23 protein-coding genes are annotated in these 22,584 nt (G+C 66.1%); 18 read left to right on the top strand and 5 right to left on the bottom strand.

The annotated features are described in order from the left end of the window. The first annotated feature begins 39 nt into the window (after positions 1-39). The 11 genes from trmD to rimK all read left to right on the top strand — a co-directional run bounded on the left by trmD (position 40) and on the right by rimK (position 11,489). Complete coding sequence (trmD, locus tag AB1K63_RS02210) at positions 40-789, top strand: tRNA (guanosine(37)-N1)-methyltransferase TrmD (protein ID WP_366958289.1); 750 nt, start codon at positions 40-42, stop codon at positions 787-789. Next, positions 786-1,151 carry a 50S ribosomal protein L19 gene (gene rplS / locus AB1K63_RS02215; RefSeq protein WP_366958290.1) on the top strand — a complete coding sequence of 122 codons (366 nt, stop codon included), beginning with the start codon at positions 786-788 and terminating at the stop codon, positions 1,149-1,151. The genes trmD and rplS overlap by 4 nt, the downstream gene beginning before the upstream one ends. 93 nt (positions 1,152-1,244) lie before the next feature. Next, positions 1,245-3,506 (top strand): DPP IV N-terminal domain-containing protein, encoded by a 2,262-nt coding sequence (locus tag AB1K63_RS02220; RefSeq protein ID WP_366958291.1) that lies wholly within the window; start codon positions 1,245-1,247, stop codon positions 3,504-3,506. 4 nt (positions 3,507-3,510) lie between these two features. Next, positions 3,511-4,698 (top strand): APC family permease, encoded by a 1,188-nt coding sequence (locus AB1K63_RS02225; RefSeq protein ID WP_366958292.1) that lies wholly within the window; start codon positions 3,511-3,513, stop codon positions 4,696-4,698. Positions 4,699-4,777: 79 nt separating this feature from the next. Next, positions 4,778-5,803, top strand: coding sequence for an aspartate-semialdehyde dehydrogenase (locus tag AB1K63_RS02230; RefSeq protein ID WP_366958293.1), 1,026 nt, complete (start codon positions 4,778-4,780; stop codon positions 5,801-5,803). Positions 5,804-5,819: 16 nt separating this feature from the next. Then, positions 5,820-6,389 carry a hypothetical protein gene (locus AB1K63_RS02235; protein WP_366958294.1) on the top strand — a complete coding sequence of 190 codons (570 nt, stop codon included), beginning with the start codon at positions 5,820-5,822 and terminating at the stop codon, positions 6,387-6,389. Further along, the gene (locus tag AB1K63_RS02240; protein ID WP_366958296.1) at positions 6,386-7,141 is read left to right on the top strand and encodes an alpha/beta fold hydrolase; all 756 of its coding nucleotides are present in this window, start codon (positions 6,386-6,388) and stop codon (positions 7,139-7,141) included. Before AB1K63_RS02235 ends, AB1K63_RS02240 begins: the two co-directional genes overlap by 4 nt. A gap of 67 nt (positions 7,142-7,208) precedes the next feature. Further along, positions 7,209-9,053, top strand: coding sequence for a M2 family metallopeptidase (locus tag AB1K63_RS02245; protein ID WP_366958297.1), 1,845 nt, complete (start codon positions 7,209-7,211; stop codon positions 9,051-9,053). Between the two features lie 46 nt (positions 9,054-9,099). Beyond that, positions 9,100-10,113, top strand: coding sequence for a YncE family protein (locus AB1K63_RS02250; RefSeq protein WP_366958298.1), 1,014 nt, complete (start codon positions 9,100-9,102; stop codon positions 10,111-10,113). Further along, on the top strand, positions 10,110-10,574 hold the full coding sequence (locus AB1K63_RS02255) for a RimK/LysX family protein (RefSeq protein WP_366958299.1): 465 nt from the start codon (positions 10,110-10,112) through the stop codon (positions 10,572-10,574). The genes AB1K63_RS02250 and AB1K63_RS02255 overlap by 4 nt, the downstream gene beginning before the upstream one ends. Positions 10,575-10,583: 9 nt before the next feature. Beyond that, on the top strand, positions 10,584-11,489 hold the full coding sequence (gene rimK, locus AB1K63_RS02260) for a 30S ribosomal protein S6--L-glutamate ligase (protein WP_366958300.1): 906 nt from the start codon (positions 10,584-10,586) through the stop codon (positions 11,487-11,489). A gap of 10 nt (positions 11,490-11,499) precedes the next feature. Here rimK and AB1K63_RS02265 read toward each other — a convergent pair whose 3' ends face one another. The 4 genes from AB1K63_RS02265 to rpsF all read right to left on the bottom strand — a co-directional run bounded on the left by AB1K63_RS02265 (position 11,500) and on the right by rpsF (position 14,318). Next, entirely contained in the window at positions 11,500-12,939 is a 1,440-nt protein-coding gene (locus AB1K63_RS02265; RefSeq protein WP_366958301.1) for an AMP nucleosidase, read from the bottom strand. Between the two features lie 105 nt (positions 12,940-13,044). Continuing rightward, entirely contained in the window at positions 13,045-13,716 is a 672-nt protein-coding gene (gene rplI, locus AB1K63_RS02270; protein ID WP_366958303.1) for a 50S ribosomal protein L9, read from the bottom strand. Positions 13,717-13,728: 12 nt separating this feature from the next. Then, a complete protein-coding gene (gene rpsR / locus AB1K63_RS02275; protein ID WP_366958304.1) occupies positions 13,729-13,953 on the bottom strand; it encodes a 30S ribosomal protein S18 in 225 nt (74 codons plus the stop codon). Further along, entirely contained in the window at positions 13,953-14,318 is a 366-nt protein-coding gene (rpsF, locus tag AB1K63_RS02280; RefSeq protein WP_366958305.1) for a 30S ribosomal protein S6, read from the bottom strand. Before rpsF ends, rpsR begins: the two co-directional genes overlap by 1 nt. A gap of 487 nt (positions 14,319-14,805) precedes the next feature. Here rpsF and AB1K63_RS02285 point away from each other — a divergent pair, with 487 nt between their 5' ends. After that, complete coding sequence (locus AB1K63_RS02285) at positions 14,806-15,756, top strand: DUF808 domain-containing protein (RefSeq protein WP_366958306.1); 951 nt, start codon at positions 14,806-14,808, stop codon at positions 15,754-15,756. Positions 15,757-15,786: 30 nt separating this feature from the next. Here the strand turns inward: AB1K63_RS02285 and AB1K63_RS02290 are convergent, their stop codons facing one another. After that, complete coding sequence (locus AB1K63_RS02290; RefSeq protein WP_366958307.1) at positions 15,787-17,226, bottom strand: Mur ligase family protein; 1,440 nt, start codon at positions 17,224-17,226, stop codon at positions 15,787-15,789. Positions 17,227-17,283: 57 nt separating this feature from the next. On the opposite strand from AB1K63_RS02290, the gene AB1K63_RS02295 reads away from it, so the two are divergent. The 6 genes from AB1K63_RS02295 to AB1K63_RS02320 all read left to right on the top strand — a co-directional run bounded on the left by AB1K63_RS02295 (position 17,284) and on the right by AB1K63_RS02320 (position 22,583). Next, on the top strand, positions 17,284-18,105 hold the full coding sequence (locus AB1K63_RS02295) for an LD-carboxypeptidase (RefSeq protein WP_366958308.1): 822 nt from the start codon (positions 17,284-17,286) through the stop codon (positions 18,103-18,105). Positions 18,106-18,131: 26 nt separating this feature from the next. Continuing rightward, on the top strand, positions 18,132-19,070 hold the full coding sequence (gene fabD / locus AB1K63_RS02300; protein WP_366958309.1) for an ACP S-malonyltransferase: 939 nt from the start codon (positions 18,132-18,134) through the stop codon (positions 19,068-19,070). Continuing rightward, on the top strand, positions 19,070-19,819 hold the full coding sequence (gene fabG, locus AB1K63_RS02305; RefSeq protein ID WP_366960629.1) for a 3-oxoacyl-[acyl-carrier-protein] reductase: 750 nt from the start codon (positions 19,070-19,072) through the stop codon (positions 19,817-19,819). Before fabD ends, fabG begins: the two co-directional genes overlap by 1 nt. A 2-nt stretch (positions 19,820-19,821) precedes the next feature. Beyond that, positions 19,822-20,331 carry a YbjN domain-containing protein gene (locus AB1K63_RS02310; RefSeq protein ID WP_366958310.1) on the top strand — a complete coding sequence of 170 codons (510 nt, stop codon included), beginning with the start codon at positions 19,822-19,824 and terminating at the stop codon, positions 20,329-20,331. Between the two features lie 150 nt (positions 20,332-20,481). Further along, on the top strand, positions 20,482-21,609 hold the full coding sequence (gene dnaN / locus AB1K63_RS02315; RefSeq protein WP_366958311.1) for a DNA polymerase III subunit beta: 1,128 nt from the start codon (positions 20,482-20,484) through the stop codon (positions 21,607-21,609). Positions 21,610-21,620: 11 nt separating this feature from the next. Continuing rightward, positions 21,621-22,583, top strand: a complete 963-nt coding sequence (locus AB1K63_RS02320; RefSeq protein ID WP_366958312.1) for a glycerophosphodiester phosphodiesterase family protein — start codon at positions 21,621-21,623, stop codon at positions 22,581-22,583. Position 22,584: the final 1 nt, after the last annotated feature.

Genomic DNA, 22,584 nt, shown 5'->3' on the forward strand with positions numbered 1-22,584 from the left:
GCTGGCAATATTTCCCCGCATGCCTAAACCGCGCGCACCATGACCTTCGCCGCGACTGTCCTGACCCTTTATCCCGAGATGTTTCCCGGACCGCTGGGCGTGTCCATGGCGGGGCGCGCGCTGGAGCGGGGCGACTGGTCGTGCGAGGCGGTCCAGATTCGCGATTTCGCGACCGACCGGCACCGCACCGTGGACGATACGCCTGCCGGCGGCGGGGCGGGCATGGTGCTGAAGGCGGATGTGCTGGCTGCGGCAGTGGACCGGGTGCGCGCCGACGGTCCGGCGCGGCCGATGCTGGCGCTGACACCGCGCGGCGCGCCGATCACGCAGGCGCGCATCCGCGAAATCGCCGAAGGGCCGGGTATCGCGCTGCTGTGCGGCCGGTTCGAAGGGTTCGACGAGCGGCTTTTCGAAGGCCGTCCGTTCATCGAACAAGTGAGCCTTGGCGACATTGTCCTGTCGGGCGGGGAACCGGCGGCAATCGCCATACTCGATGCTTGCATTCGGCTGCTTCCCGGAGTAATGGGCGCGCCTTCAAGCGGGGTCGAGGAATCGTTCGAGGACGATCTGCTCGAATACCCGCACTACACCCGACCTCAGGAATGGGAAGGGCGCACGATCCCCGAAGTGCTGCGATCGGGGGATCATGCGAAGATCGCCGCGTGGAGGAAAGCCCGCGCGGAAGAAGACACTCGGTTACGCAGGCCGGACCTTTGGGAGCGTTATTCCAACGCTCGGGCCCAGCCTGCCTCTGGCGCGCGGCATGACAAGGAAGGACCAGGGACGTGAACCTGATTCAGACACTCGAAGCCGAGGCGATCGAAAACCTCGGCAAGGACATTCCGGATTTCCGTGCGGGCGACACCGTGCGCGTCGGCGTGAAGGTCGTCGAAGGCCAGCGCGAGCGCGTGCAGAACTTCGAAGGCGTGGTCATCGCGCGGTCGAACCGCGGCATGGGTTCCAACTTCACCGTGCGCAAGATGAGCTTCGGCGAAGGCGTGGAGCGCGTATTCCCGCTCTACTCGCCGATCGTGGACAGCGTGACGGTGGTCCGTCGCGGCGTCGTGCGTCGTGCGAAGCTGTATTACCTGCGCGGCCGCACCGGCAAGAGCGCGCGTATCGCGGAGCGTCGGGACAACGTTAAGGCCTGATCCCGGCACACACTTCAGTTTGACGAAAGGGCGCTCCGGCTTACAAGCCGGGGCGCCTTTTCTTTTGTTGTCTGAACGGGGTCCATCCTTGCAATGCGTTACCTGCTTACTGCCGTCGCTCCTCTCGCCCTCGGCCTGGCTCTCGCCACACCGCTCGCTGCGCAGGAGCGTCCCGCGATGAACGAGCAGGCACAAGGATCGACCCTGTCCTTCGAACGGGTCTTCGCCAGTCCCAGCCTCGACGGCGCCAGCCCGCGGCAGGCGAAGCTTTCGCCCGACGGGCGATACCTCACCCTGCTGCGTAACCGGGCCGACGACCGCGAGCGGTACGATTTGTGGGGCTACGACCGCGAGAGCGGCGAATGGACCATGCTGGTCGACAGCGAAGCGCTGGGATCGGGCCGCGAACTGTCCGAAGACGAGAAGATGCAGCGCGAACGTGCGCGCGTCGGCAATCTCAAGGGCATCATCAACTACCAGTGGAATTCCGACGGCAGCGGCGTGCTGGTCCCGCTCGACGGTGACCTGTATCTCGCGCGGCTCGACGGGAGCGTCACCCGGCTGACCGATACCGAGGAAAGCGAACTCAATCCCAAGCTGAGCGAGGAGGGCGGCTACGTCTCGTTCGTGCGCGACCGGCAGCTGTGGGTCGGCGAGGTGGGGAGCGAAGCCGCGCCGATCACGCCGAAGGAAGGCGAGACGATCCGCTGGGGTGAGGCGGAATTCGTCGCGCAGGAGGAAATGGGCCGGCTGACCGGATACTGGTGGTCACCCGACGACAGCCGCCTTGCCGTCCAGCGCACCGACGAAAGCCCCGTCGGCATCGTCACGCGGGCCGCGATCGGCGCGACCGGGACGCGCGTGTTCGACCAGCGCTATCCGGTGGCGGGCAGCGACAACGCGATCGTCGAACTCTACGTTATGGATCCCGATGGCGGAAACCGGGTGAAGGTGGACCTTGGAGACGAGACGGATATCTATCTCGCCCGGGTGGACTGGGCGCCGGACGGTTCGCTCTACGTCCAGCGGCAGGACCGCGAGCAGACCCTGCTGGACCTCCTCCGCGTCGATCCCGCGACCGGGGAAACCAGCCTGGCCCTGCGCGAGCGCGCGGCCGAGAATTACTGGATCAACCTGTCTGACAATTACCGCTTCCTGGCCGATGGCTCGCTCGTCTGGTGGTCGGAGCGCGACGGGTTCGGCCATCTCTACCGGATCGTGTTCGACGAGGACGGCGTACCGGGGGAGACGACGAAGCTCACCAGCGGCAATTACGTCGTCACCTCGCTGGTCGGGGTGGACGAGAATGCGGGCCGGGTGTTCTTCACCGCCAATGCTGACAATGTGCTCGAACAGCAGGTCTACTCCGTCCCGCTCGCGGGCGGCACGCGCCAGCGGCTGACGGAAGAGGGTTTTACGCACGGGGCCAGCATGGACCGGGACGGGCGCACCCTGCTGGTCAGCCGGTCCTCGCACAACCAGCCGCCGCAGTCCTATTTCGCCGATGCCGCAGGCAACCGCCTGACCTGGGTGGAAGAGAATGCGCTGGATGCGGACCACCCTTACGCCCCGTTCCTCGCCAGCCACGAGCCGGCGCGTTACGGCACGATCGCGACGCAGGACGGCACCGACCTGTTCTGGAAGATGGTCACGCCGAAGATGGAGCCGGGCAAGCGGTACCCGGTGTTCTACCACCACTATAGCGGGCCGGGTCCGCAGATCGTGACCCATGGCTGGGACGGCGCGCTGCAGCAGGCGGTGGTCGATGCGGGCTACATCTGGTTCGAGCTCGACAATCGCGGCAGCGCCAATCGGGGCGTCGCTTTCGAGCAGCCTCTCTATCACGCGATGGGCGGGGTCGAGGTGCGCGACCAGAAGCTGGGCGCGGAATACCTGAAGACGCTCGACTTCGTCGATCCGGACAAGATCGCGCTCTATGGCTGGTCCTATGGCGGGTACATGACCCTGAAGCAGTTGCAGGCCGATCCGGGCCTGTATGCGGCCGGCGTCTCCGGCGCACCGGTGACCAAGTGGGAGCTTTACGACACGCACTATACCGAGCGTTTCATGGGCAATCCGAACGTGGTCCCCGAAGCCTACGAGGCGGCGAGCGCCATCCCGGAAGCGACGAAGATCGCCGATCCGCTGCTGCTGATCCACGGCATGGCGGACGACAACGTGGTGTTCGAGAATTCGAGCGAGCTGATTTCCGTCCTGCAGGAAGGCAACGTGCCGTTCGAGATGATGCTGTATCCTGGCTACACCCACCGGGTGAGCGGCGAGAACATCAGCCCGCATCTGTGGAACACGATCTTCCGCTTCCTAGAAAGCCACGGGGTGACCCCGCCGGAATAAGGCCATGGGCGGGCGGACATCCGGACAGGGCAAAATCGGCTTTGCCGCCGTGTGGGCCATCGCGGTGGGCGGCATGGTCGGCGGTGGGATCTTCTCGACGCTTGGCGTGGTGATTTCCCACGCCGGCAAGTGGGCGGCCGTCAGCTTCGTCATCGGCGGCCTCATCGCCTATGCCACGGGACACAGCCTCGCCGCGCTGACGGTGGACAAGGACGAGCCGGGCGGGATCTACAGCTTTTTGCGCGATACCGGTCGGAAACGGATCGCCCGGACATCGGCCTGGGTGCTGCTGACAGGCTACGTCCTGACCTCCGCCGTCTACGCCTTCACCTTCGGCGCCTATGTCGGAAACGTGCTCGGCGGACCGGCATGGCTTCCGCCCGCCATGGCGAGCGGCGCGATCTTGGCGATGACGGTATTGAACTTGCGCGGCGCGGGGCAGGCGACAGGGGTCGAGATCGGCATCGTGGTCGTGAAACTGCTGATACTCGCCGGGCTCGCCGGGCTCGGCCTCTCGCAGTTCGAAGCCGCGAAGCTGGAAATTTCCGCGCAGCCGGGCCTGCTCGGCATCGTGATCGGCGCGGCGAGCGTCTTCATGGCCTATGAGGGCTTCGAACTGCTAGCCTACGATTACGAGGAGATGGAGGACCGCAAGGCCCTGATGGGGCGGATCATGCCCTGGGCGATCGGCAGCGCCGCGCTGATCTACGTGCTGGTGGCCTTGGCCGTGCCGATGCTGACGGGCACCAAGACGGTCATCGAGGATGGCGAGATCGCGCTGGCCAATGCCGGCCAGGCAGCGCTGGGCACCCCCGGGCTGATCGCGGTGACGCTGGCCGCGGCCCTGTCCACCGTTTCGGCGATCAACGCCACGCTGTTTTCCTCCGCGCGGCTGGCAAAGGAAGTGGCGCAGGACGGGGACCTGCCGGACCGGTTCGCGGCCAGCAATTCGCAGGGCGCGCCGTCAGCGGCGGTCCTGCTGATCGCGGTGCCAGCACTGGTGCTGGCGGTCATCGGCGGGCTGTCGGGCCTCGTCAGTGCGGCCAGCCTCGTCTTCCTGACGGTGTTCGGCGTCCTCAACCTCCTCGCTTGGCGCGAGGGTGTCGGCAAGCGGTGGATTACGCTGCCCGGCGCGCTCGGATCGTTCGCCGCCCTTGGCGTGCTGGCACTGGACCTCGCCGGACTGGTCTAGGCCTTCGCCTTCGAATGCACGCTTGCGGGCATGGCTGCAGTCGCTATCTCGGCCCGCGAAGACGAACAGGAGCGAATGAATGGGCTATCGGGTAGCCGTTGTCGGCGCGACGGGGAATGTCGGGCGCGAAATGATGCAGATCCTGGCGGAGCGCGAGTTCCCCTGCGACGAGGTGGCAGCCGTCGCCAGCAGCCGCTCGCAGGGCGTCGAAGTCGAATTCGGCGACACCGGGCGAATGCTGAAGTGCAAGAACATCGAGCATTTCGACTGGTCCGGCTGGGACATCGCGCTTTTCGCCGCGGGAAGCGGCCCGGCGAAGGAATACGCGCCCAAGGCGGCCGCGGCCGGCTGCGTGGTGATCGACAACAGCTCGCTCTACCGAATGGAGCCTGACGTGCCGCTGATCGTGCCGGAAGTGAACCCGGACGCGATCGACGGATACACCCAGCGCAACATCATCGCCAATCCCAACTGCTCGACCGCGCAGCTGGTCGTCGCGCTCAAGCCGCTGCACGATGCGGCGAAGATCAAGCGCGTCGTCGTCAGCACCTACCAGTCCGTTTCGGGCGCGGGGAAGGCGGGGATGGACGAACTGTTCAACCAGAGCCGCGCGATCTTCGTCGGCGACCCGGTGGAGCCGGTCGCTTTCACCAAGCAGATCGCCTTCAACGTCATCCCGCATATCGACGTGTTCCTGGACGACGGATCGACCAAGGAAGAATGGAAGATGGTGGTCGAGACCAAGAAGATCCTCGACCCCAAGATCAAGCTCAACGCGACCTGCGTGCGCGTGCCGGTGTTCGTCGGCCATTCCGAGGCGGTGAATATCGAGTTCGAGAACGAGATTTCCGCCGATCACGCGCTCGATATCCTGCGCGAGGCGCCCGGCTGCATGGTCGTCGACAAGCGCGAGGACGGCGGATACGTCACGCCGGTGGAAAGCGCCGGGGACGGTGCCACCTATATCAGCCGCGTGCGCGAGGACCCGACGGTCGAGAACGGGCTGACGCTCTGGTGCGTGTCCGACAACCTGCGTAAGGGAGCGGCGCTGAACGCGGTGCAGATCGCCGAACTGCTCGGCCGCCGGCACCTGAAGAAAGGCTGACACGAGGTCACTGATCATGCGCGCCATTGCCCTTGCCATCACCGCGTCGCTCCTCATGCTGGGGGCATGCGACAATGCGGCCGAGCAGCAGGATGCCGATGACCTGCCTGGCACGCCCAAGATGGCGACCGATGCGCCCGGGTCGATCCGCCTGACGGGGCCGGAAATCACGGTCATGGGCCCGATGGGTGCGACGCTGGGCAACAATGCCCCGCGCGATCAGGTCGAAGCGGAACTGGCGAAGAGCCTCGGCCCCGTGGCAGAACGCGGACGCAACGAGGAATGCGGCGCGGGGCCTGTCGAATCGAGCCGGTTCGATGGCGGCCTGACGATCAACTTCCAGGACGGCCGGATGGCCGGATGGGTGCTCGAGCAAGGCGATGCGGACATCGCCACAAAGGACGGCGGCATCACCGTTGGCAGCAGCTTCGCCGAACTCGACGCGGCCTACACCGTCGAACTGGTGGACAGCACGCTGGGTGACGAATTCACGACCGGCGAGGGCATCAACGGCTTCCTGACGGGCGAGGGCGATGCCCGGACGGTCGAGAGCCTGTATGCGGGCACGACCTGCTTCTTCCGGTGAAGACCGAACGTTTCACCAGTTTCGACGGTACCGAACTCGCCCTGCATCGCACGGGCGCGGGTGTCCCGTTCGTCCTGCTCCACGGCCTGTTTTCCAGTGCGCAGATGAACTGGATAAAGTGGGGCCATGCGGAGCGGATTGCCGGGGCCGGATACGAAGTGCTGATGCCCGACTTCCGCGTGCATGGGGAAAGCGAGGCACCGCACGATCCGGACAGATATCCGCGCAACGTGCTGGTGCGCGACGTGGTCGCGCTGGTCGAGCATCTGGGTCTGGAAAGCTACGTGCTGGGCGGGTTCTCGCTGGGTGCGCGCACCTCGCTCCATGCCGTGGGGCAGGGGCTGCTGACCCCGGACCGGCTGGTGATCGGCGGAATGGGTACGGCGGGGCTTGGCGAATGGTCCGACCGCTCCGCCTTCTTCCTGCGCGTCATCGACGAATTCGAGGCCATACCGCGCGGCGATCCGGCCTATTTCTCCATGCAGTTCCTGAAGTCGCAAGGCGTGGACCGCGTCGCCGCGCGCCTGCTGCTGCAGAGCCTGCCCGACATGGACCTGGCCGATCTGGCCAACGTCACCATGCCGACGTTGGTCGTGTGCGGGGACGAGGACCGCGACAACGGATCCGCGGAAGAGCTGGCGAAGCTCCTTCCCGATGCGCGATACGTCGCGGTTCCGGGCACGCACATGTCCAGCGTCACCAAACCCGATCTGGGGCGGGCGATCGCGGACTGGCTCGGCGATCGCGCTTGATTATCGCCGCGTCGCGGTTCAAATCTGTTTTCAGTTGAAACCCGATACCATCCATAGGATTTTCCGCATGAAACTTCTTCGCACTTCGCTCGCCGCGCTGGCCATTTCGCTTGCCACGCCCGCGATCGCACAGGACGGCATGGCGACTGCGGAGGCCACAGCCGACTTCCCGATGACCGCGCAGGGTGCCGCCGACTGGGTCGCGATGGTCGAGCGAGAAATGTTCGATTACTCGATCCGCGCGAGCCGGGTGTACTGGGTCAACAGCACCTACCTTACGCACGATACCGACGCGATGGCGGCGGAAGTCGGCGCGGAAGGAACCGAGATGTCGGTCAACTTCGCGCTGGAGGCGGCAAAATACGCGCAGGTTCCCGGGCTCGACCCGGAAGTCGCCCGCAAGCTCGACATCCTTCGCAACGGCATCGTCCTGCCGGCGCCGACCACGGACGGCGCGGCGACGGAGCTGAACGAGATCGCGACCAGCCTCAACAGCCAGTACGGCAAGGGCAAGGGCACGCTGAACGGCGAGGAGATCAACGGATCGGACATTGAGGCGGAGATGGGCAATCTCGACCACACGCCCGAGGAATATGCCGAGATGTGGGCCAGCTGGCACACCAATGTCGGCGCGCCGATGAAGGAAGACTACGCGCGGATGGTGGAGATCGCCAACGAGGGCGCGGCCGAACTCGGCTTCGACAATGTCGGCACCATGTGGCGCAGCGGATACGACATGCCGCCGGAGGAATTCACCGCCGATCTCGAACGCATGTGGCAGGAGGTGAAGCCGCTCTACATCGCGCTGCACACCTATGTGCGCGGCAAGCTGAACGAGAAGTACGGGGACGCGATCCAGCCCGCGACAGGCCCGATCCGCGCCGACCTGCTGGGCAATATGTGGGCGCAGGAATGGGGCAATATCTACCCGCTCGTCGCGCCCGAGGGATCGGGTGACCTCGGCTACGACCTGACCGACCTGATCGTGGAGAAGGGATACAGCGAAACCGACATGGTGCGCGTGGGCGAGCAGTTCTTCAGCTCGCTCGGCTTCGAGCCGCTGCCCGAGACGTTCTACGAGCGCAGCCAGTTCGTGAAGCCCGCCGACCGCGAAGTGGTCTGCCACGCCAGCGCGTGGGATATCGACAACAAGGACGATATCCGGATCAAGATGTGCATCAAGAAAAATGCCGACGACTTCATCACGATCCACCACGAACTGGGCCACAACTACTACCAGCGCGCCTACAAGGAGCAGGATCCGCTGCACCTGAACGGCGCGAATGACGGCTTCCACGAAGCGATCGGCGACATGATCGCGCTGTCCATCACGCCCGAATACCTCGTCCAGATCGACATGCTGGATCGTGCGGACGTGCCGGGCGCGGACAAGGATATCGGCCTGCTGCTGCGGCAGGCGATGGACAAGATCGCCTTCCTCCCCTTCGGCCTGCTGGTCGACAAGTGGCGCTGGGGCGTGTTCGACGGCTCGATCTCGCCCGCCCAGTACAACACGGCGTGGCACGAGCTGAAGCGCGAGTACCAGGGCATCACCCCGCCGGTCGACCGGCCGGCCGATGCCTTCGACCCGGGCGCGAAGTACCACATCCCGGGCAACACGCCCTACACGCGTTACTTCCTCGCTCGCATCCTGCAGTTCCAGTTCTACAAGGCGGCCTGCGACCAGGCCGGCTGGGAAGGGCCGCTGCACCGCTGTTCCTTCTACGGCAACGAGGAAGTGGGCGAGAACCTCAACGCCATGCTCGAAATGGGCGCCAGCAAACCCTGGCCCGATGCGCTGGAAGCCTTTACCGGCACGCGCGAGATGAGCGGGCAGGCGCTGGTCGAGTATTTCGCACCACTGAAGGCGTGGCTCGACGAGCAGAACGCGGGCATGGAAAGCGGCTGGTAGGCGGCGATATTCCCAAGCCGCGCCGTCTGGTGCTAGGGCAGGGCGCATGATCGCGAAGCTCGTTCCCCTGGTCGTGCCGGCCCTGCTGGCGGCCGCCTGCGCGCCTGTCGGCGAAAGCGCCTCCGTGAGAGGAGAGCGGGGCCCGGGTGGCGCGCTGTTCGTGGCGAACAAGTTCGGCAACTCCCTGTCGAAGGTGGACCTCGCGAGCGGGGAGGAGACGCTGCGCGTCGAGAGCTGCGCGAACCCCCACGAGCTGGCGACGTCTCCGGACGACCGGCACGTGGCGCTTGCCTGCTATGGCGGTACGAGCGTCGATATCTTCCGCACGTCCGACCTCGAACGGATCGGGAGCATCGACCTCGGCGAGAACGCCCGCCCGCACGGTATCGTCTGGCACGCCAATGGCGACCTGTTCGCCACCGCCGAAGGCCAACGACGCGTCTATCGGATCGCGCGGCCACTGGACCCGGATGCGGAAGTCTTTGCCTTCGCCACCGGCAAGGAAGGGACCCACATGCTGGTGGTCTCGCCCGATGCGCGGCAGGCGTGGACGACCGACCTGGGATCGCGGACGGTAACGGCGGTGGACCTGGTCACGCGACGTGCCCCGCGTTCGGTCGAAGTGGGCGAGGAGCCCGAAGGCATCGCGCTTTCGCCCGACGGCAAGACGCTCTGGGTCTCGGCCCGCGGATCGGACAAGGCTTTCGCGCTGGACCCGCAGACGCTCGAAATCCGCAGCGAGATCGCGACGGGCGATTTTCCGCTGCGCATCGCAGTCCGGCCGCAGGGCGATTACGCCGTAACGGCGGACCTGCAGGACGGTGCGCTGACGGTCATCGACACGGCGAGCGCGCGGGCGGTGAGGAGCATTCCGGTATCGGGTCGGGAGGAAGCGGAGACTCGCTTCCAAGTCACCATATTGTGGTCCCCCGACGGCGACCGGATCTATGTCGCCGAAACCGGCACCGACACTATCGCGGAAGTGGACTTCGCCAGCGGGCGGGTCCTGCGCCGCCTGGCGGTGGGCGACGGCGGGGACGGATTGGCCATCATCGAATGACGAAGACACGCAACCAACTCCCCGTGGTCGGCTGGCGCGAGCTGATCCATCTGCCCGAGCTCGGCCTGCACGAGGTTCCGGGCAAGATCGATACCGGCGCGCGCACGTCCTCGCTGCACGCGGACGTGCTCGAGGAATTCGAGCGCGACGGGCAGCGATATGTGCGCTTCTCGGTCGATTTCCGGGAGCAGAAGGTCCGACAGATCTGCGAGGCCGTGCATGTCGACGTGCGCGGGATCACCAGCTCCAATGGCGAGAAGCAGATGCGCTATGTCATCAAGACCCCGATGCGCATCGGCGATGTCGAGTTCCGCGCCGAGATCAGCCTCGCGGACCGGTCCGACATGAAGTTCCCGATGCTGATCGGCCGTTCCTCGCTGCGGCGCAGGTTCGTCGTCGATTCCGGCTATTCGTGGCTGCAGACACCAGAGATAAAGACCGCCAGGGGTCACAAACCGTAAGGATCGCACATGAAAATCGCCATGCTTGCCCGGAATGCGAAGCTGTATTCGCACCGGCGCCTGAAAGAGGCGGCCGAGGAGCGCGGGCACACGCTCGACATCCTCAACACCACCCGTTGCACGGTGAATATCGCCAGCCATCGTCCCACCCTGACCTACCAGGGTGAGACGCTGACCGGGTATGACGCGGTGATCCCGCGCATCGGTGCCTCGGTCACCAATTACGGCCTCGCCGTGCTGCGCCAGTTCGAGATGAGCGGCGTGTGGCCGCTGAACGAGAGCGTCGCCATCGGGCGCAGCCGGGACAAGCTGCGGTCGATGCAGATCCTCGCCAAGCACGGGCTCGGCCTGCCGCTGACCGCCTACGCCAACGATCCCAACCAGGCGGAGGAGATCATCAAGGCGGTCAAGGGTCCGCCGGTGGTCATCAAGCTGCTGGAAGGGACGCAGGGCATCGGCGTCGTCCTTGCCGAGACCATGAGCAGCGCGAAGTCGGTTATCGAGGCGTTCCGCGGCGCGAACGTCAACATCCTGGTGCAGGAGTTCATCAAGGAAGCGGGCGGCACGGATATCCGTGCGCTGGTCATCGGCGGTAAGGTCGTGGCGGCGATGAAGCGCACCGGCGCGCCGGACGATTTCCGCAGCAACCTCCACCGCGGCGGCAGTGCGCAGCTGATCAAGATCACGCCGGAAGAGCGCAGCACGGCGGTGCGCGCGGCCAAGCGAATGGGCCTGAACGTGTGCGGCGTGGACATGCTGCGCAGCAATCACGGGCCGGTGATCATGGAAGTGAACTCTTCCCCCGGACTCGAAGGCATCGAGGCCGCGACCGAGAAGGACATCGCCGGTCAGATCATCGACTTCATCGCAACAAACGCCCGCGCCGGCCGGACCAAGACCAAGGGCGCGGGGTAGGCTTCGCGCCTTACCGGAACGGCGGTTCGTTGAAGGCGCGCAGCTTGCGCGAGTGCAGGCGCGGGCCTTCCTCGCGCAGGCGGCGGCAGGTGGCGAGGCCGATCTGCATGTGCGCGGCGATCGCTTCCTCGTAGAACTTGTTCGCCTGCCCCGGCAGCTTGATCTCGCCATGCAGCGGCTTGTCGCTGACGCATAGCAGCGTGCCGTAGGGGACGCGGAAGCGGTACCCTTGCGCGGCGATGGTCGCGCTTTCCATGTCGATGCCGACCGCGCGGCTGAGCGAGAGGCGCCGTGCCGACTGGGTGTAACGCAGTTCCCAGTTGCGATCGTCCGTGGTCACCACCGTGCCGGTGCGCATGCGTTTCTTCAGGTCGTTGCCGTGTTCGCCGCTGACTTCCTCCGCTGCGGCGGCGAGCGCCTGCTGCACTTCGGCGATGGCGGGCAGCGGGATTTCGGGCGGCAGCACCGGGTCGAGGACGTGGTCGTCGCGCAGATAGGCGTGGGCGAGCACGTAGTCGCCGATCTTCTGGCTCGGCCGCAGACCGCCGCAGTGGCCGATCATCAGCCATGCTTCGGGCCGCAGCACGGCGAGGTGGTCGCAGATGGTCTTCGCGTTGCTGGGACCGACGCCGATATTGACCAGCGTGATGCCGCCGCGCCCTTCGCCGACGAGGTGGTAGGCAGGCATCTGGTGGCGGCGCCAGGCGGTGTCGGAGAGCTGGTCCTGCGCGCTGTCGGTGCGTTCGGAAATGTGCAGGCCCCCTGCGCCGGCCAGTGCGGTGTAGCCGTTGCGCCCCAGCTGCTTTCCGGCCCAGCTCACGAATTCATCGACATAGCGATGATAGTTGGTGAACAGGATGAAGCGCTGGAAATCTTCCGGGCGGGTGCCGGTGTAGTGGGCGAGCCGGGCGAGGCTGAAATCGGTGCGCAGCGCGTCGAACAGCGAGAGCGGGATCGGATCGTCCGGATTGTCCAGCTCGATCCCGTCCGCCAGCTCGTCGCCGATATCGGCCAGCTCGGTGCTGGGGAAATGGCGGGCGATCTGGTTGGGATCGACGCCGACCAGTTCCTTGCCCGCGTCGCCGTCCAGCACGTAGGGGAAGGGTATCTCCTGCGTGGACGTGCCGACCTCGACCTCGACCTCGTAATTGCCGGCGATCAGCTGGAGCTGTTCGGCGAGGTATTCCCGGAACAGGGCGGGGCGGGTTACGGTGGTGGTGTAGAGGCCCGCCGCGTTCAGCCGGCCGAAGGCGCGGCTGCGGTCTTCCGGCTGGTCCCCGCCGCGAAAGCGCAGGCGGATCTCGGGATAGGCGTAGGACCCGTCCGTCCGGCGTTCGGGCGGGGGCAGGGTACGGTCGCGGCCGAAGGCCATGACATCGTCGCGCAAGCGTTCGATCGATGCGTCGTAAAGCGTTTCGAGCTTGTCGAGGAGGGTGGGTATTTCGTCCATGGCGCGCTCTTATCCTGTCATCGGCCGGGAATGGAACCCGGATATGCAAAAGGGGCGCGATCCCTGCCGGACCGCGCCCCTTTCGTTGTCATGTGCGAAAGGCGATCAGTCGTCCGACCGGTTGTCCGGGTCGGTCGCTTCGATCAGCGATTCCGTTTCGGTCTGGCCTTCCGGATTGCTGACGCCGTCTTCCATCAGCTCGGCGGGGATTTCGCCCGGCTCGAGGTTCGGGTCGATGCGGTTCGCTTCGGCGGCTTCCTCGATTTCCTTCTGTTCGTCTTCGAACAGCTGGGCGAGGACGTCGATACCCTGCGACTGCAGCTCGGCTTCGTCTTCGGAACGCGCGACGTTGGCCTTGACGGTCACGTGCACCTCGGGGTGCAGCGCCACGGTCACTTCGTGCATGCCGATCGTCTTGATGGGGCTGCCCATCACGATCTGCTTCTTGTCGATCTCGTGACCCTTGTCCGCGAGGCCGTTCACGATGTCGCGAACGTTGACCGAGCCGTAGAGCTGGCCGGCGTTGGAGGACGCGCGGATCAGGACGATTTCCGTCCCGTCCACCTTGCCACCCGACTTCTCGGCTTCGCTGCGGCGTTCGGCGTTTTCCTTCTCGAGCCGCTCGCGGTTGGCTTCGAAGACCTTCTTGTTGGCTTCGTTGGCGCGCAGGGCCTTCTTCTGCGGGAGCAGGAAGTTGCGGGCGTAGCCGTCCTTCACGGTGACGACGTCACCGATCGAGCCGAGATTGCCGATCCGTTCGAGGAGAATGATATCCATGTAACTTCTCCCTTACTTCACGATGTAGGGCAGCAGGCCGATCTGACGCGCGCGCTTGATCGCCTTGGCGAGTTCGCGCTGCTTCTTGGCCGAAACTGCGGTGATGCGGGACGGGACGATCTTGCCGCGTTCGGACATGAAGCCCTGCAGCAGACGCGTGTCCTTGTAATCGATGACGGGCGCGTTCTTGCCGGAGAACGGGCAGGTCTTGCGGCGGCGGAAAAACGGGCGGGCCATCAGTCTCGGTCCTCACGGTCGCGGCGCTTCTTGGAGTCGCGCTCGTTCTTGCGCATCATCACGCTGGGGCCTTCCTCGTGTTCGTCCACGCGGATGGTCATGTAGCGGATGACGTCTTCGTTGATGCGCGTCTGGCGCTCGAGTTCGGCGACCACGGAGCCCGGGCCTTCGATGTTGAGCAGCACGAAATGCGCCTTGCGGTTGCGGTCGATCTTGTAGGCGAGCGACTTGAGGCCCCAGGTCTCCGTCTTGGTGACCTTGCCTTCGTTCGCTTCCACGATTTCGGTGGCTTGCGCGGCCAGCGCGTCGACTTGCGACTGGCTGAGATCCTGGCGCGCAAGGAACACATGCTCGTAAAGAGCCATTCCATGTCCTTTCAGTTGGTGCCGATCGCTGGCTGATCCGTCCGGATGACGGGGCCCCTCCGGCTTTCTTGGTTTCCCCACCACAGGCCGTCGCCCATGGCAGGGAAGCGGCGCACATAGCGGGATCGCCGGCGAATGCAAGGCATTGTGCAGACCGCGGTTGACACGGACCGGGGTGTTTTGCGCTTTCGCATAAGGCCAGTTTCACCCTGTTTCACAATGGCTTGCGAGGCATTTCGTGTCTCGATGTGTCGCTTTCCGCGCGCGTTTCTCCGGTGCGGAGCTCGCAAGACGAATGAGGGCAGGGCGGCAGCCCCGCTGCCGATGCAGCACGCGGCACCGCTCGAGCAAACGATTCGAAATACGCGATCCATCGCGCCACCAAAGCACGTCTGGTGCATTGTAGGACAGCCTTGCCTACGTGCCGGTTGCGCGTCCGCGCGCAGGCGGGCAAGCACGCGCCGATCGCAACAGGAGGATACGCGACATGCCCGGTGGACTGACAGCCCTGCTCGACGATGTGGCGGCCATCGCGCGGGTCGCCGCCGCAGGCGTGGACGATATCGGGGTGGCGGCCAGCCGCGCCGGGACCAAGACCGCAGGGGTCGTGATCGACGATGCCGCCGTCACCCCGAGCTACGTCACCGGCCTTTCCCCGGCGCGCGAATTGCCGATCATCTGGTCGATCACCAAAGGCAGCCTCAAGAACAAGCTGATCTTCCTGCTGCCGGGCGCGGTGCTGCTGAGCGAGTTCCTGCCGGTCGCGGTGGTCTTCATCCTGATGCTGGGCGGCCTCTACCTCTCCTACGAAGGGGCGGAGAAGGTCATGGAAAAGCTGGGCGGGGAAAAGCACGGCAAGACCGTGGACGACCCGATCGAGGACCCGGCCAAGTTCGAGAAGGAGCGGATTTCGGGCGCGATCCGCACCGACCTGATCCTGTCGGCGGAAATCATGGCGATCACGCTGAACGAGGTCACGGCCGAAACCTTCTGGATCCGGGCCGGCGTGCTGGCGGTGGTCGGCGTGCTCGTGACGGTGTTCGTCTATGGCGCGGTCGCGCTGATCGTGAAGATGGACGATGTCGGTCTCGCGCTGTCGAAGCGCGAATCCTCGTTCTCCCAGACGGTGGGACGCGGACTGGTCAACGGGATGCCGCATTTGCTGACGGTGCTGTCCGTGGTCGGCACGGTGGCCATGCTGTGGGTCGGCGGCGGCATTTTGCTGCACGGGACGCACGAACTCGGCTTCCACGCGCTCTACGATGCCAGCCACGGGCTGGAAATGGCGGTCCAGAACACCACCGGCTCGCTCGGCGGGTTCCTCGGCTGGGCGACCTATGCGGCGGTATCCGCCGTGGTCGGGCTGGTCGTGGGCGCCGTGATCGTGTTCGTGCTGCACAAGGTGCTGAAGGTCGGTCACGGCGCCGAGGCGCACTGACGCTCCGCAGGCTTCGGCGCGCGACCCGGACTAGAGTCTTTCCAGCAGGTCCCGCGCGAACTTCGTCAGCGTGTCGTCGCGCGCGCCCATCACCACGATGCGGTCGCCGGGCCGGGCCAGATTGACCAGCCGGTCCGCCACGGCGTTGCGCGCCGGGATATATTCGGCCGAGCCGCCCGCATGCTCGATCAGCCGTACGATACGCTCGCTGCCCTCGCTCCGGTCGGTCGTGCCGCCGTAATAGACAGGGTCGCACAGCAACACCGTGTCCGCATCGCCCAGTTCGCGGGCGAAGGTTTCCGCCAGCTCGGCGCCCATCTGGCGCAAGGGGCCGTATCCGTGCGGCTGGAAGAAGGCGAGGACGCGGCCTTCGTGCGCTTTCAGCGTGCGCAGCGTGGCGGCGCATTTCTCTGGATTGTGGCCGAAATCGTCGATCACCGTGATGCCGCTGGCGCTGATGCCGGTGATGTCGAACCGGCGGGCAAGGCCGGTAAAGCCGGCCAGCGCGTCCACTGCCGCGCCGACCGGTACCCCGGCCGCCGCCGCGCCCGCGATGGCGGCGAGCGCGTTCGACAGGTTGTGCCGCCCGGGCATCGCGAGGCGCAGCGGATGTTCGGACCCTTCGTGCCGGTCGATCACCAGCGCGGCCTGTTTCGTCGGACCTTCGGCGATGCTGCCCGGCACGATGCCGATCTGGGCGAGCTCCTGCTCGATGCCGAAAGTGATCGCCTCGTTCGCGCGCGGCAGCAGGTGCAGCGCCTCCGCATCGTCGGCATTGATCGCGGCGATCCGACTGCGGCCCAGGAAATCGCCGAACAGCTGGCGCAGTTCCTCCATGCTCTTGTGGTCGAGGCTGACATTGAGCAGCACGCCGACCGCCGGGCGATAGAGCGCGATCGATCCGTCGCTTTCGTCCACTTCGCTGACATAGATGCTGCGGCCGCCCACGATGCTGCTGGCGAAGGGGCGGTCCTCGGTAACGAAGTTCTTCATCACCGCGCCGTTCATCACCGTCGGCTCGCGCCCTGCCGCGTGCATGATCCAGCCCAGCATGCCGGTCACGGTGGACTTGCCGCTGGTGCCCGCGATGCCGATGCCGGCGCCGCTGGTGTTGAACAGGATCGAATTGAGCTCGGCGCGGCTGAGCGTCAGGCAGCCCAGTTCCTTCGCGCGGACGACTTCGGGGATCGTGTCCTCCACCGCGGCGGAGGCGACCAGAATCTGGTCCGCGCCGGTCATCCCGCTGCCGTCCTGCGGGTGCAGTTCGAAGCCCTGCCGTTCCAGCGCGGCGAATTTTTCCGGCGTCAGCCCCTGGTCGAACCCGCGGTCCGATCCGGCGACCTGCGCCCCGCGCGCTTTCAGGATCTGGGCCAGCGGCAACATGCCGGACCCGCCTATGCCGCAGAAAAAGAACGGACGGGCGAGCAGCTCTTCGTAGGAAGGGATATCGGTCTTAGGGCCTTGCGTCATGGCGAGCGGCGGTATGCAGTTGTGCGCCGCGCCGCAAGGCCGCTAGGAGTTTCGACCATGACGAGAATCGCCCTGTGCGCCCCGGGCAAGCGCATAACCCGAGAGCGCGCCGATGCGGTGCTCGACCTCTATGCCGGCACCGATGTCGAACTGGTCTTCCACAAGCAGTGCTTTGCCCGGCGCGGCCATTTCGCGGGGGAGGACGCCGACCGGCTGGCCGCGTTCCTGGAATGCGCGAACGATCCCGATTTCGACGCGGTCTGGTTCGCCAGCGGCGGATACGGCGCGAACCGGATCGTCGGCGACGCGATGCCCCGGCTGGGCGAGGCCGCGCGGGCCAAGCGGTATTGCGGCTATTCCGATACCGGCTTCCTGCTGGCGGCGCTCTATCGCGAAGGCATCGGCACGGTCGCGCACGGCCCCATGGCGACGGACATCCGCCGCGACGGGGGCGATGCCGCGGTGCGCCGCTCGGTCGACTGGCTGTGCGGCGGGAGCGAGGGCGTGGAGGAGACGGTCGGCGAGGGCCCCGTGGTCGCGTTCAACCTGATGACGCTCGCCATGCTGTGCGGGACGCAGTTCATGCCCGACCTCACCGGCCACGTGGTGATGGTGGAGGAAGTGGCGGAGCACCTCTACGCCGTAGACCGGCTGTTCTTCCACGTGACGCAGCACCTGCGCGGTATCGCGGGACTGCGGCTGGGGCGCATCAACGACGTGCCGGAAAACGACCGTCCCTTCGGCTTCAGCGAGGAACAGATCGCGCGACACTGGTGCACCAAAGCCGGGATTCCCTATCTCGGTTTCGCCGATATCGGGCACGATGCCGCCAACAAGGTCGTGCCGTTCGGGGTTGCGGGCGGACGCGCGACAGCATAGCCCGCCCGGCCACAGGAGATTGATCGATGCGAGCATTCGTTTTCCCCGGGCAGGGGAGCCAGAAGGTCGGCATGGGCGCCGAGCTAGCCGACAATAGCGCCATCGCGCGCGCCACTTTCGAGGAAGTGGACGACGCGCTGAGCCAGAACCTTTCCACCATCATGCGCGACGGACCGGAAGGCGAACTGACGCTGACGGAAAACGCGCAGCCCGCGATCATGGCCAATGCCATCGCCACGCTGCGGGTGCTGGAAAGCGAGTTCGGCGTATCGCTGACGGACGCGGGCGACTGCGTGGCCGGGCACAGCCTTGGCGAATACACGGCGCTGTGCGCGGTGGGCGCGTTCTCGCTGGCCGAGACGGCGCTGCTGCTGAAGCTGCGCGGGCAGGCGATGCAGGAAGCGGTGCCGGTGGGCGAGGGCGCGATGTGCGCGCTGCTGGGCGCGGACCTCGAGAAGGCAGAAGAGCTCGCCCGGGCCGCGGCCGAAGGGCAGGTGTGCGAGATCGCCAATGACAACGATCCCTCGCAGGTCGTCCTGTCCGGCCACGCCGCCGCGATCGAGCGCGCGGTCGCGCTGGTGAAGGATCACGGCATCAAGCGCGGCATCCCGCTGCCGGTGTCCGCGCCGTTCCACTGTTCGCTGATGCAGCCCGCCGCCGACCGCATGGCAGAGGCGCTGTCCGACACGCCTCCGCAGGAGCTGGCACTGCCGCTCTATGCCAATGTCACCGCCGCCGCGACCGACGATCCGCGCGAGGAACAGGACCTGCTGGTGCAGCAGGTGACCGGCCGGGTGCGCTGGCGCGAGAGCGTGCTGGCGATGCGGGCCGCAGGCGTCGAACATTTCGTGGAACTGGGCGGCAAGGTGCTCGGCCCGATGATCGGCCGGATCGACAAGGACGCGCAGGCGACGAGCGCGATCACGATGGAAGACCTTGAAGCGCTCGCGAAGGAGATCGGATGATGTTCAGCCTCGAAGGAAAGACCGCGCTGGTAACTGGCGCAAGCGGCGGCATCGGGTCCGCCATCGCCTACGCGCTGGCCCGCCAGGGCGCGCGGCTGGCGCTGTCCGGCTCCAACGGGGAGAAGCTGCGCGTCTTTCGCGAGCAGCTGCAGGACGAGGTCGGCGGCAACCACGTGGAAATCACCTGCAACCTCTCGGACAGCCAGCAGGTCGAGGAACTGGTACCCGCGACGATCGACACGCTGGGCGGCATGGACATCCTCGTCAACAATGCCGGCATCACGCGCGACAACCTCGCCATGCGGATGAAGGACGAGGAATGGGACGATGTAATCCGCATCAATCTGGAAGCGTCGTTCCGCCTGATGCGCGCCGCGGCCCGGCCGATGATGAAGGCCAAGGGCGGCCGGATCATCTCGATCACCAGCGTGGTCGGAACCACCGGCAATCCCGGCCAGATGAACTACGTCGCGGCCAAGGCGGGCCTTGCCGGCATGTCCAAGAGCCTGGCGCAGGAACTGGCGAGCCGCAACATCACGGTGAACTGCGTCGCCCCCGGCTTCATCCGCACCGCGATGACGGAGGCGCTGACGGACGACCAGAGGGCCGGCATCAATTCGCGCATTCCCGCAGGGCGCATGGGCGAGGGCGGCGATATCGGCGCCGCGGTCGCCTATCTCGCGTCGGACGAGGCGGGCTACGTCACGGGCCAGACACTGCATGTTAATGGCGGGATGGCGATGGTCTGAGGATGCTCAGACCTTTCCTTGCCACCTTCGCCGCGCTGGCGGCCATTGCCTTCCATGCCCCTGCCATGGCGCAGGACGGGCTGACCGATGCGGAAGTTTCCGGTGCGATCGAACAGCTCGGCCTCGAAGGCGAGCGGACGCAGGTCGGCGGGGTGAGCCAGTGGAAGGCCACGGTCACCTCGACCGAGGGCCAGCCTTACGAGTTCTACATCCAGCCGAACCTGTGCGACGCGGCGACGGAGCGGTGCAAGGTGTTCTACCTCTACGCCAATTTCGCGCCCGGCAGCACGGTGGACGATGCGCTGGTCCGCCGCGCCATCGCCTATAACGAGCGCAACCTGTTCGGCCGGGTATTCGTCAGGGACGACGTGATCGGCATCGACTACACCGTCGCGGTCGACGGCAATGCGGATGCCGACTATTTCCGCCGGCGGCTGGCGGACTTCCCGACGATCATGGCCAATTTCATCACCATGATGCGCACCGGCGCGGCGGCCCCTGCGGCCCGATAGCGCCGCTTATCCCCAAGGAATCGGACCGGCCCGCACTGCGCACTTGTCGCAAGGGCCATGCGCGTTAAGGGTATTCGGGCTGTTTTCCTGCGTTTGCGGGCGATTCCGGCCATCCGGGCCCTGCCTCGCTGTACGCCCAAGGGGGATTAGATGAAGGCCACTATCGAACGCGCGACCCTGCTGCGCTGTCTCTCCCACGTCCAGTCCGTGGTGGAACGGCGCAACACGATCCCGATCCTTTCCAACGTCCTGATCGAAGCCGATACCGATGGCTCGCTCAAGGTCACCGCGACCGACCTCGACCTGCAGGTGGTGGAGCGGATGGATGCGGCAAAGGTGGAAGATGCAGGCGCAATCACCGTGTCCGCCCACCTCCTGTTCGACATCGCGCGCAAGCTGCCCGAAGGCAGCCAGGTCAGCCTGGAAACCGCCGAGAACCGGATGGACATCAAGGCGGGCCGGGCGCGCTTCAAGCTGCCGACCCTGCCGCGCGACGATTTCCCGGTGATCGTGGAAGGCGACCTGCCGACCAGTTTCGAACTGCCGGCCAAGACGCTGGCCGAACTGATCGACCGGACCCGCTTCGCGATCAGCACGGAAGAAACGCGTTACTACCTGAACGGCATCTTCTTCCACGTCGCCGACGATGACGGCCCGGTCCTGAAGGCCGCCGCGACCGACGGCCACCGGCTGGCGCGCTATACGCTGGCGCAGCCCGAAGGCGCCGAAGGCATGCCCGACGTGATCGTGCCGCGAAAGGCCGTCGCCGAACTGCGCAAGCTCTTGGAAGAATCGATGGACAAGCAGGTCCGCATCGACCTGTCCGCGAGCAAGGTGAAATTCTCCGTCGGCGGGGAGGGCGGCGTGGTCCTCACCAGCAAGCTGATCGACGGGACATTCCCCGACTACAGCCGCGTGATCCCGACCGGCAACGACAAGCTGCTCAAGATCGACCCGCACAGCTTCCACGAAGGCGTCGACCGCGTGGCGACCATCGCCACGGAGAAGACCCGCGCGGTGAAGATGGGGCTGGACAAGGATCGTGTGACGCTGTCCGTCACGAGCCCCGACAACGGCACCGCGACCGAGGAAATCAGCGCCGAATACGGTTCCGAAGGGTTCGAGATCGGCTTCAACGCCAATTACCTGAAGGATATCCTCGGCCAGATCGACAGCGACACGGTGGAATTGCACCTTGCCGATCCGGGCGCGCCGACGCTGATCCGCAAGGACGAAAAGAGCCCGGCGCTCTACGTCCTGATGCCGATGCGCGTCTGACCGGTACCCGCATGCGACTGTCACGTCCGGCGATTGCCGCGGGGCTTCTCGCCTGCGTGCTGCCGCTCGCGGCGCAGGGGCAGGACGATCGGGACGAAGCGGGCGAGGGCGCGTGGTCCATCGCGACGAATGGCAGCCTGTCCGACACGCTCGACTGTTTCGAGCGCGAAGGCCGGACGCTGGTCTCCGCCCATCGCGGCGGGCCGACGCCCGGCCTGCCGGAAAACTCGATCGAGGCGATGGATGCCCTGTTGCACGAAGCCCCGGCGATCATGGAAATCGATGTCGCGGGCAGCAGGGACGGCGTCCTGTTCCTGATGCATGACGACACGCTGGACCGCACCACGACCGGTACGGGCGAAGCGGCCGCGCTGGACTGGCCTGCGCTTTCGGCCCTGCGCTTGCGCGACGCGTCAGGCTGGGTCACGCCCTACGGCATCCCGACGCTGCAGGCCGCTCTCGCCTGGGCGAAGGGTCGGACCGTCCTGCAGATCGATTTCAAGCGCTCCGCCAGCTACGAGGATACGATTGCCGCGATCCGCGAGGCCGGGATGACGCAGGACGTGGTTCTGATCGCCTATTCGGTCGGCTCGGCCGTGCGCCTGCACCAGCTTGCGCCGGACATGACGATCTCGCTGTCCATGGAAGAAGCGGGCGCGCTCGACGAAGCCGTGACGGCCGGCATCCCGGCGGACAGGCTGGTCGCCTTCACCGGCACCCGCACCGTCCGGCCCGACCTTTATGCCGCGCTGGACGCAGCCGATGTGGAAGTGATCTTCGGCACGCTGGGCGGGTCGCGGTCGCTGGACCGGCAATTCGAACGCGACGGCAGCGATGCGCGCTATGCCGAACTGGGCGTATCGGGCGTGGACATCATCGCCACGGACCGCCCGCGCGAAGCGGCCCGCGCGCTTCGCGAGGCCGGCCGGATGGCAGGCACCGGTGTCTGCGGCGTCGGGCGCGAGGCTGGCTAGG

Source organism: Qipengyuania sp. JC766 (genome assembly GCF_040717445.1).
In the GTDB taxonomy this organism is placed as follows: Bacteria; Pseudomonadota; Alphaproteobacteria; order Sphingomonadales; family Sphingomonadaceae; genus JC766.

What these genes read in the sequence shown, in the direction of transcription:
- AB1K63_RS02295 (WP_366958308.1), top strand. Translation starts at nt 17,284, where the DNA reads ATGACGAGAATCGCCCTGTGCGCCCCGGGCAAGCGCATAACCCGAGAG.
- AB1K63_RS02285 (WP_366958306.1), top strand. Translation starts at nt 14,806, where the DNA reads ATGCCCGGTGGACTGACAGCCCTGCTCGACGATGTGGCGGCCATCGCG.
- fabD (WP_366958309.1), top strand. Translation starts at nt 18,132, where the DNA reads ATGCGAGCATTCGTTTTCCCCGGGCAGGGGAGCCAGAAGGTCGGCATG.
- dnaN (WP_366958311.1), top strand. Translation starts at nt 20,482, where the DNA reads ATGAAGGCCACTATCGAACGCGCGACCCTGCTGCGCTGTCTCTCCCAC.
- rimK (WP_366958300.1), top strand. Translation starts at nt 10,584, where the DNA reads ATGAAAATCGCCATGCTTGCCCGGAATGCGAAGCTGTATTCGCACCGG.
- AB1K63_RS02250 (WP_366958298.1), top strand. Translation starts at nt 9,100, where the DNA reads ATGATCGCGAAGCTCGTTCCCCTGGTCGTGCCGGCCCTGCTGGCGGCC.
- AB1K63_RS02255 (WP_366958299.1), top strand. Translation starts at nt 10,110, where the DNA reads ATGACGAAGACACGCAACCAACTCCCCGTGGTCGGCTGGCGCGAGCTG.
- fabG (WP_366960629.1), top strand. Translation starts at nt 19,070, where the DNA reads ATGTTCAGCCTCGAAGGAAAGACCGCGCTGGTAACTGGCGCAAGCGGC.
- AB1K63_RS02245 (WP_366958297.1), top strand. Translation starts at nt 7,209, where the DNA reads ATGAAACTTCTTCGCACTTCGCTCGCCGCGCTGGCCATTTCGCTTGCC.
- AB1K63_RS02320 (WP_366958312.1), top strand. Translation starts at nt 21,621, where the DNA reads ATGCGACTGTCACGTCCGGCGATTGCCGCGGGGCTTCTCGCCTGCGTG.
- AB1K63_RS02220 (WP_366958291.1), top strand. Translation starts at nt 1,245, where the DNA reads ATGCGTTACCTGCTTACTGCCGTCGCTCCTCTCGCCCTCGGCCTGGCT.
- AB1K63_RS02235 (WP_366958294.1), top strand. Translation starts at nt 5,820, where the DNA reads ATGCGCGCCATTGCCCTTGCCATCACCGCGTCGCTCCTCATGCTGGGG.
- AB1K63_RS02310 (WP_366958310.1), top strand. Translation starts at nt 19,822, where the DNA reads ATGCTCAGACCTTTCCTTGCCACCTTCGCCGCGCTGGCGGCCATTGCC.
- AB1K63_RS02265 (WP_366958301.1), bottom strand. Translation starts at nt 12,939, where the DNA reads ATGGACGAAATACCCACCCTCCTCGACAAGCTCGAAACGCTTTACGAC.
- trmD (WP_366958289.1), top strand. Translation starts at nt 40, where the DNA reads ATGACCTTCGCCGCGACTGTCCTGACCCTTTATCCCGAGATGTTTCCC.
- AB1K63_RS02230 (WP_366958293.1), top strand. Translation starts at nt 4,778, where the DNA reads ATGGGCTATCGGGTAGCCGTTGTCGGCGCGACGGGGAATGTCGGGCGC.
- AB1K63_RS02290 (WP_366958307.1), bottom strand. Translation starts at nt 17,226, where the DNA reads ATGACGCAAGGCCCTAAGACCGATATCCCTTCCTACGAAGAGCTGCTC.
- rpsF (WP_366958305.1), bottom strand. Translation starts at nt 14,318, where the DNA reads ATGGCTCTTTACGAGCATGTGTTCCTTGCGCGCCAGGATCTCAGCCAG.
- rpsR (WP_366958304.1), bottom strand. Translation starts at nt 13,953, where the DNA reads ATGGCCCGCCCGTTTTTCCGCCGCCGCAAGACCTGCCCGTTCTCCGGC.
- rplI (WP_366958303.1), bottom strand. Translation starts at nt 13,716, where the DNA reads ATGGATATCATTCTCCTCGAACGGATCGGCAATCTCGGCTCGATCGGT.
- AB1K63_RS02225 (WP_366958292.1), top strand. Translation starts at nt 3,511, where the DNA reads ATGGGCGGGCGGACATCCGGACAGGGCAAAATCGGCTTTGCCGCCGTG.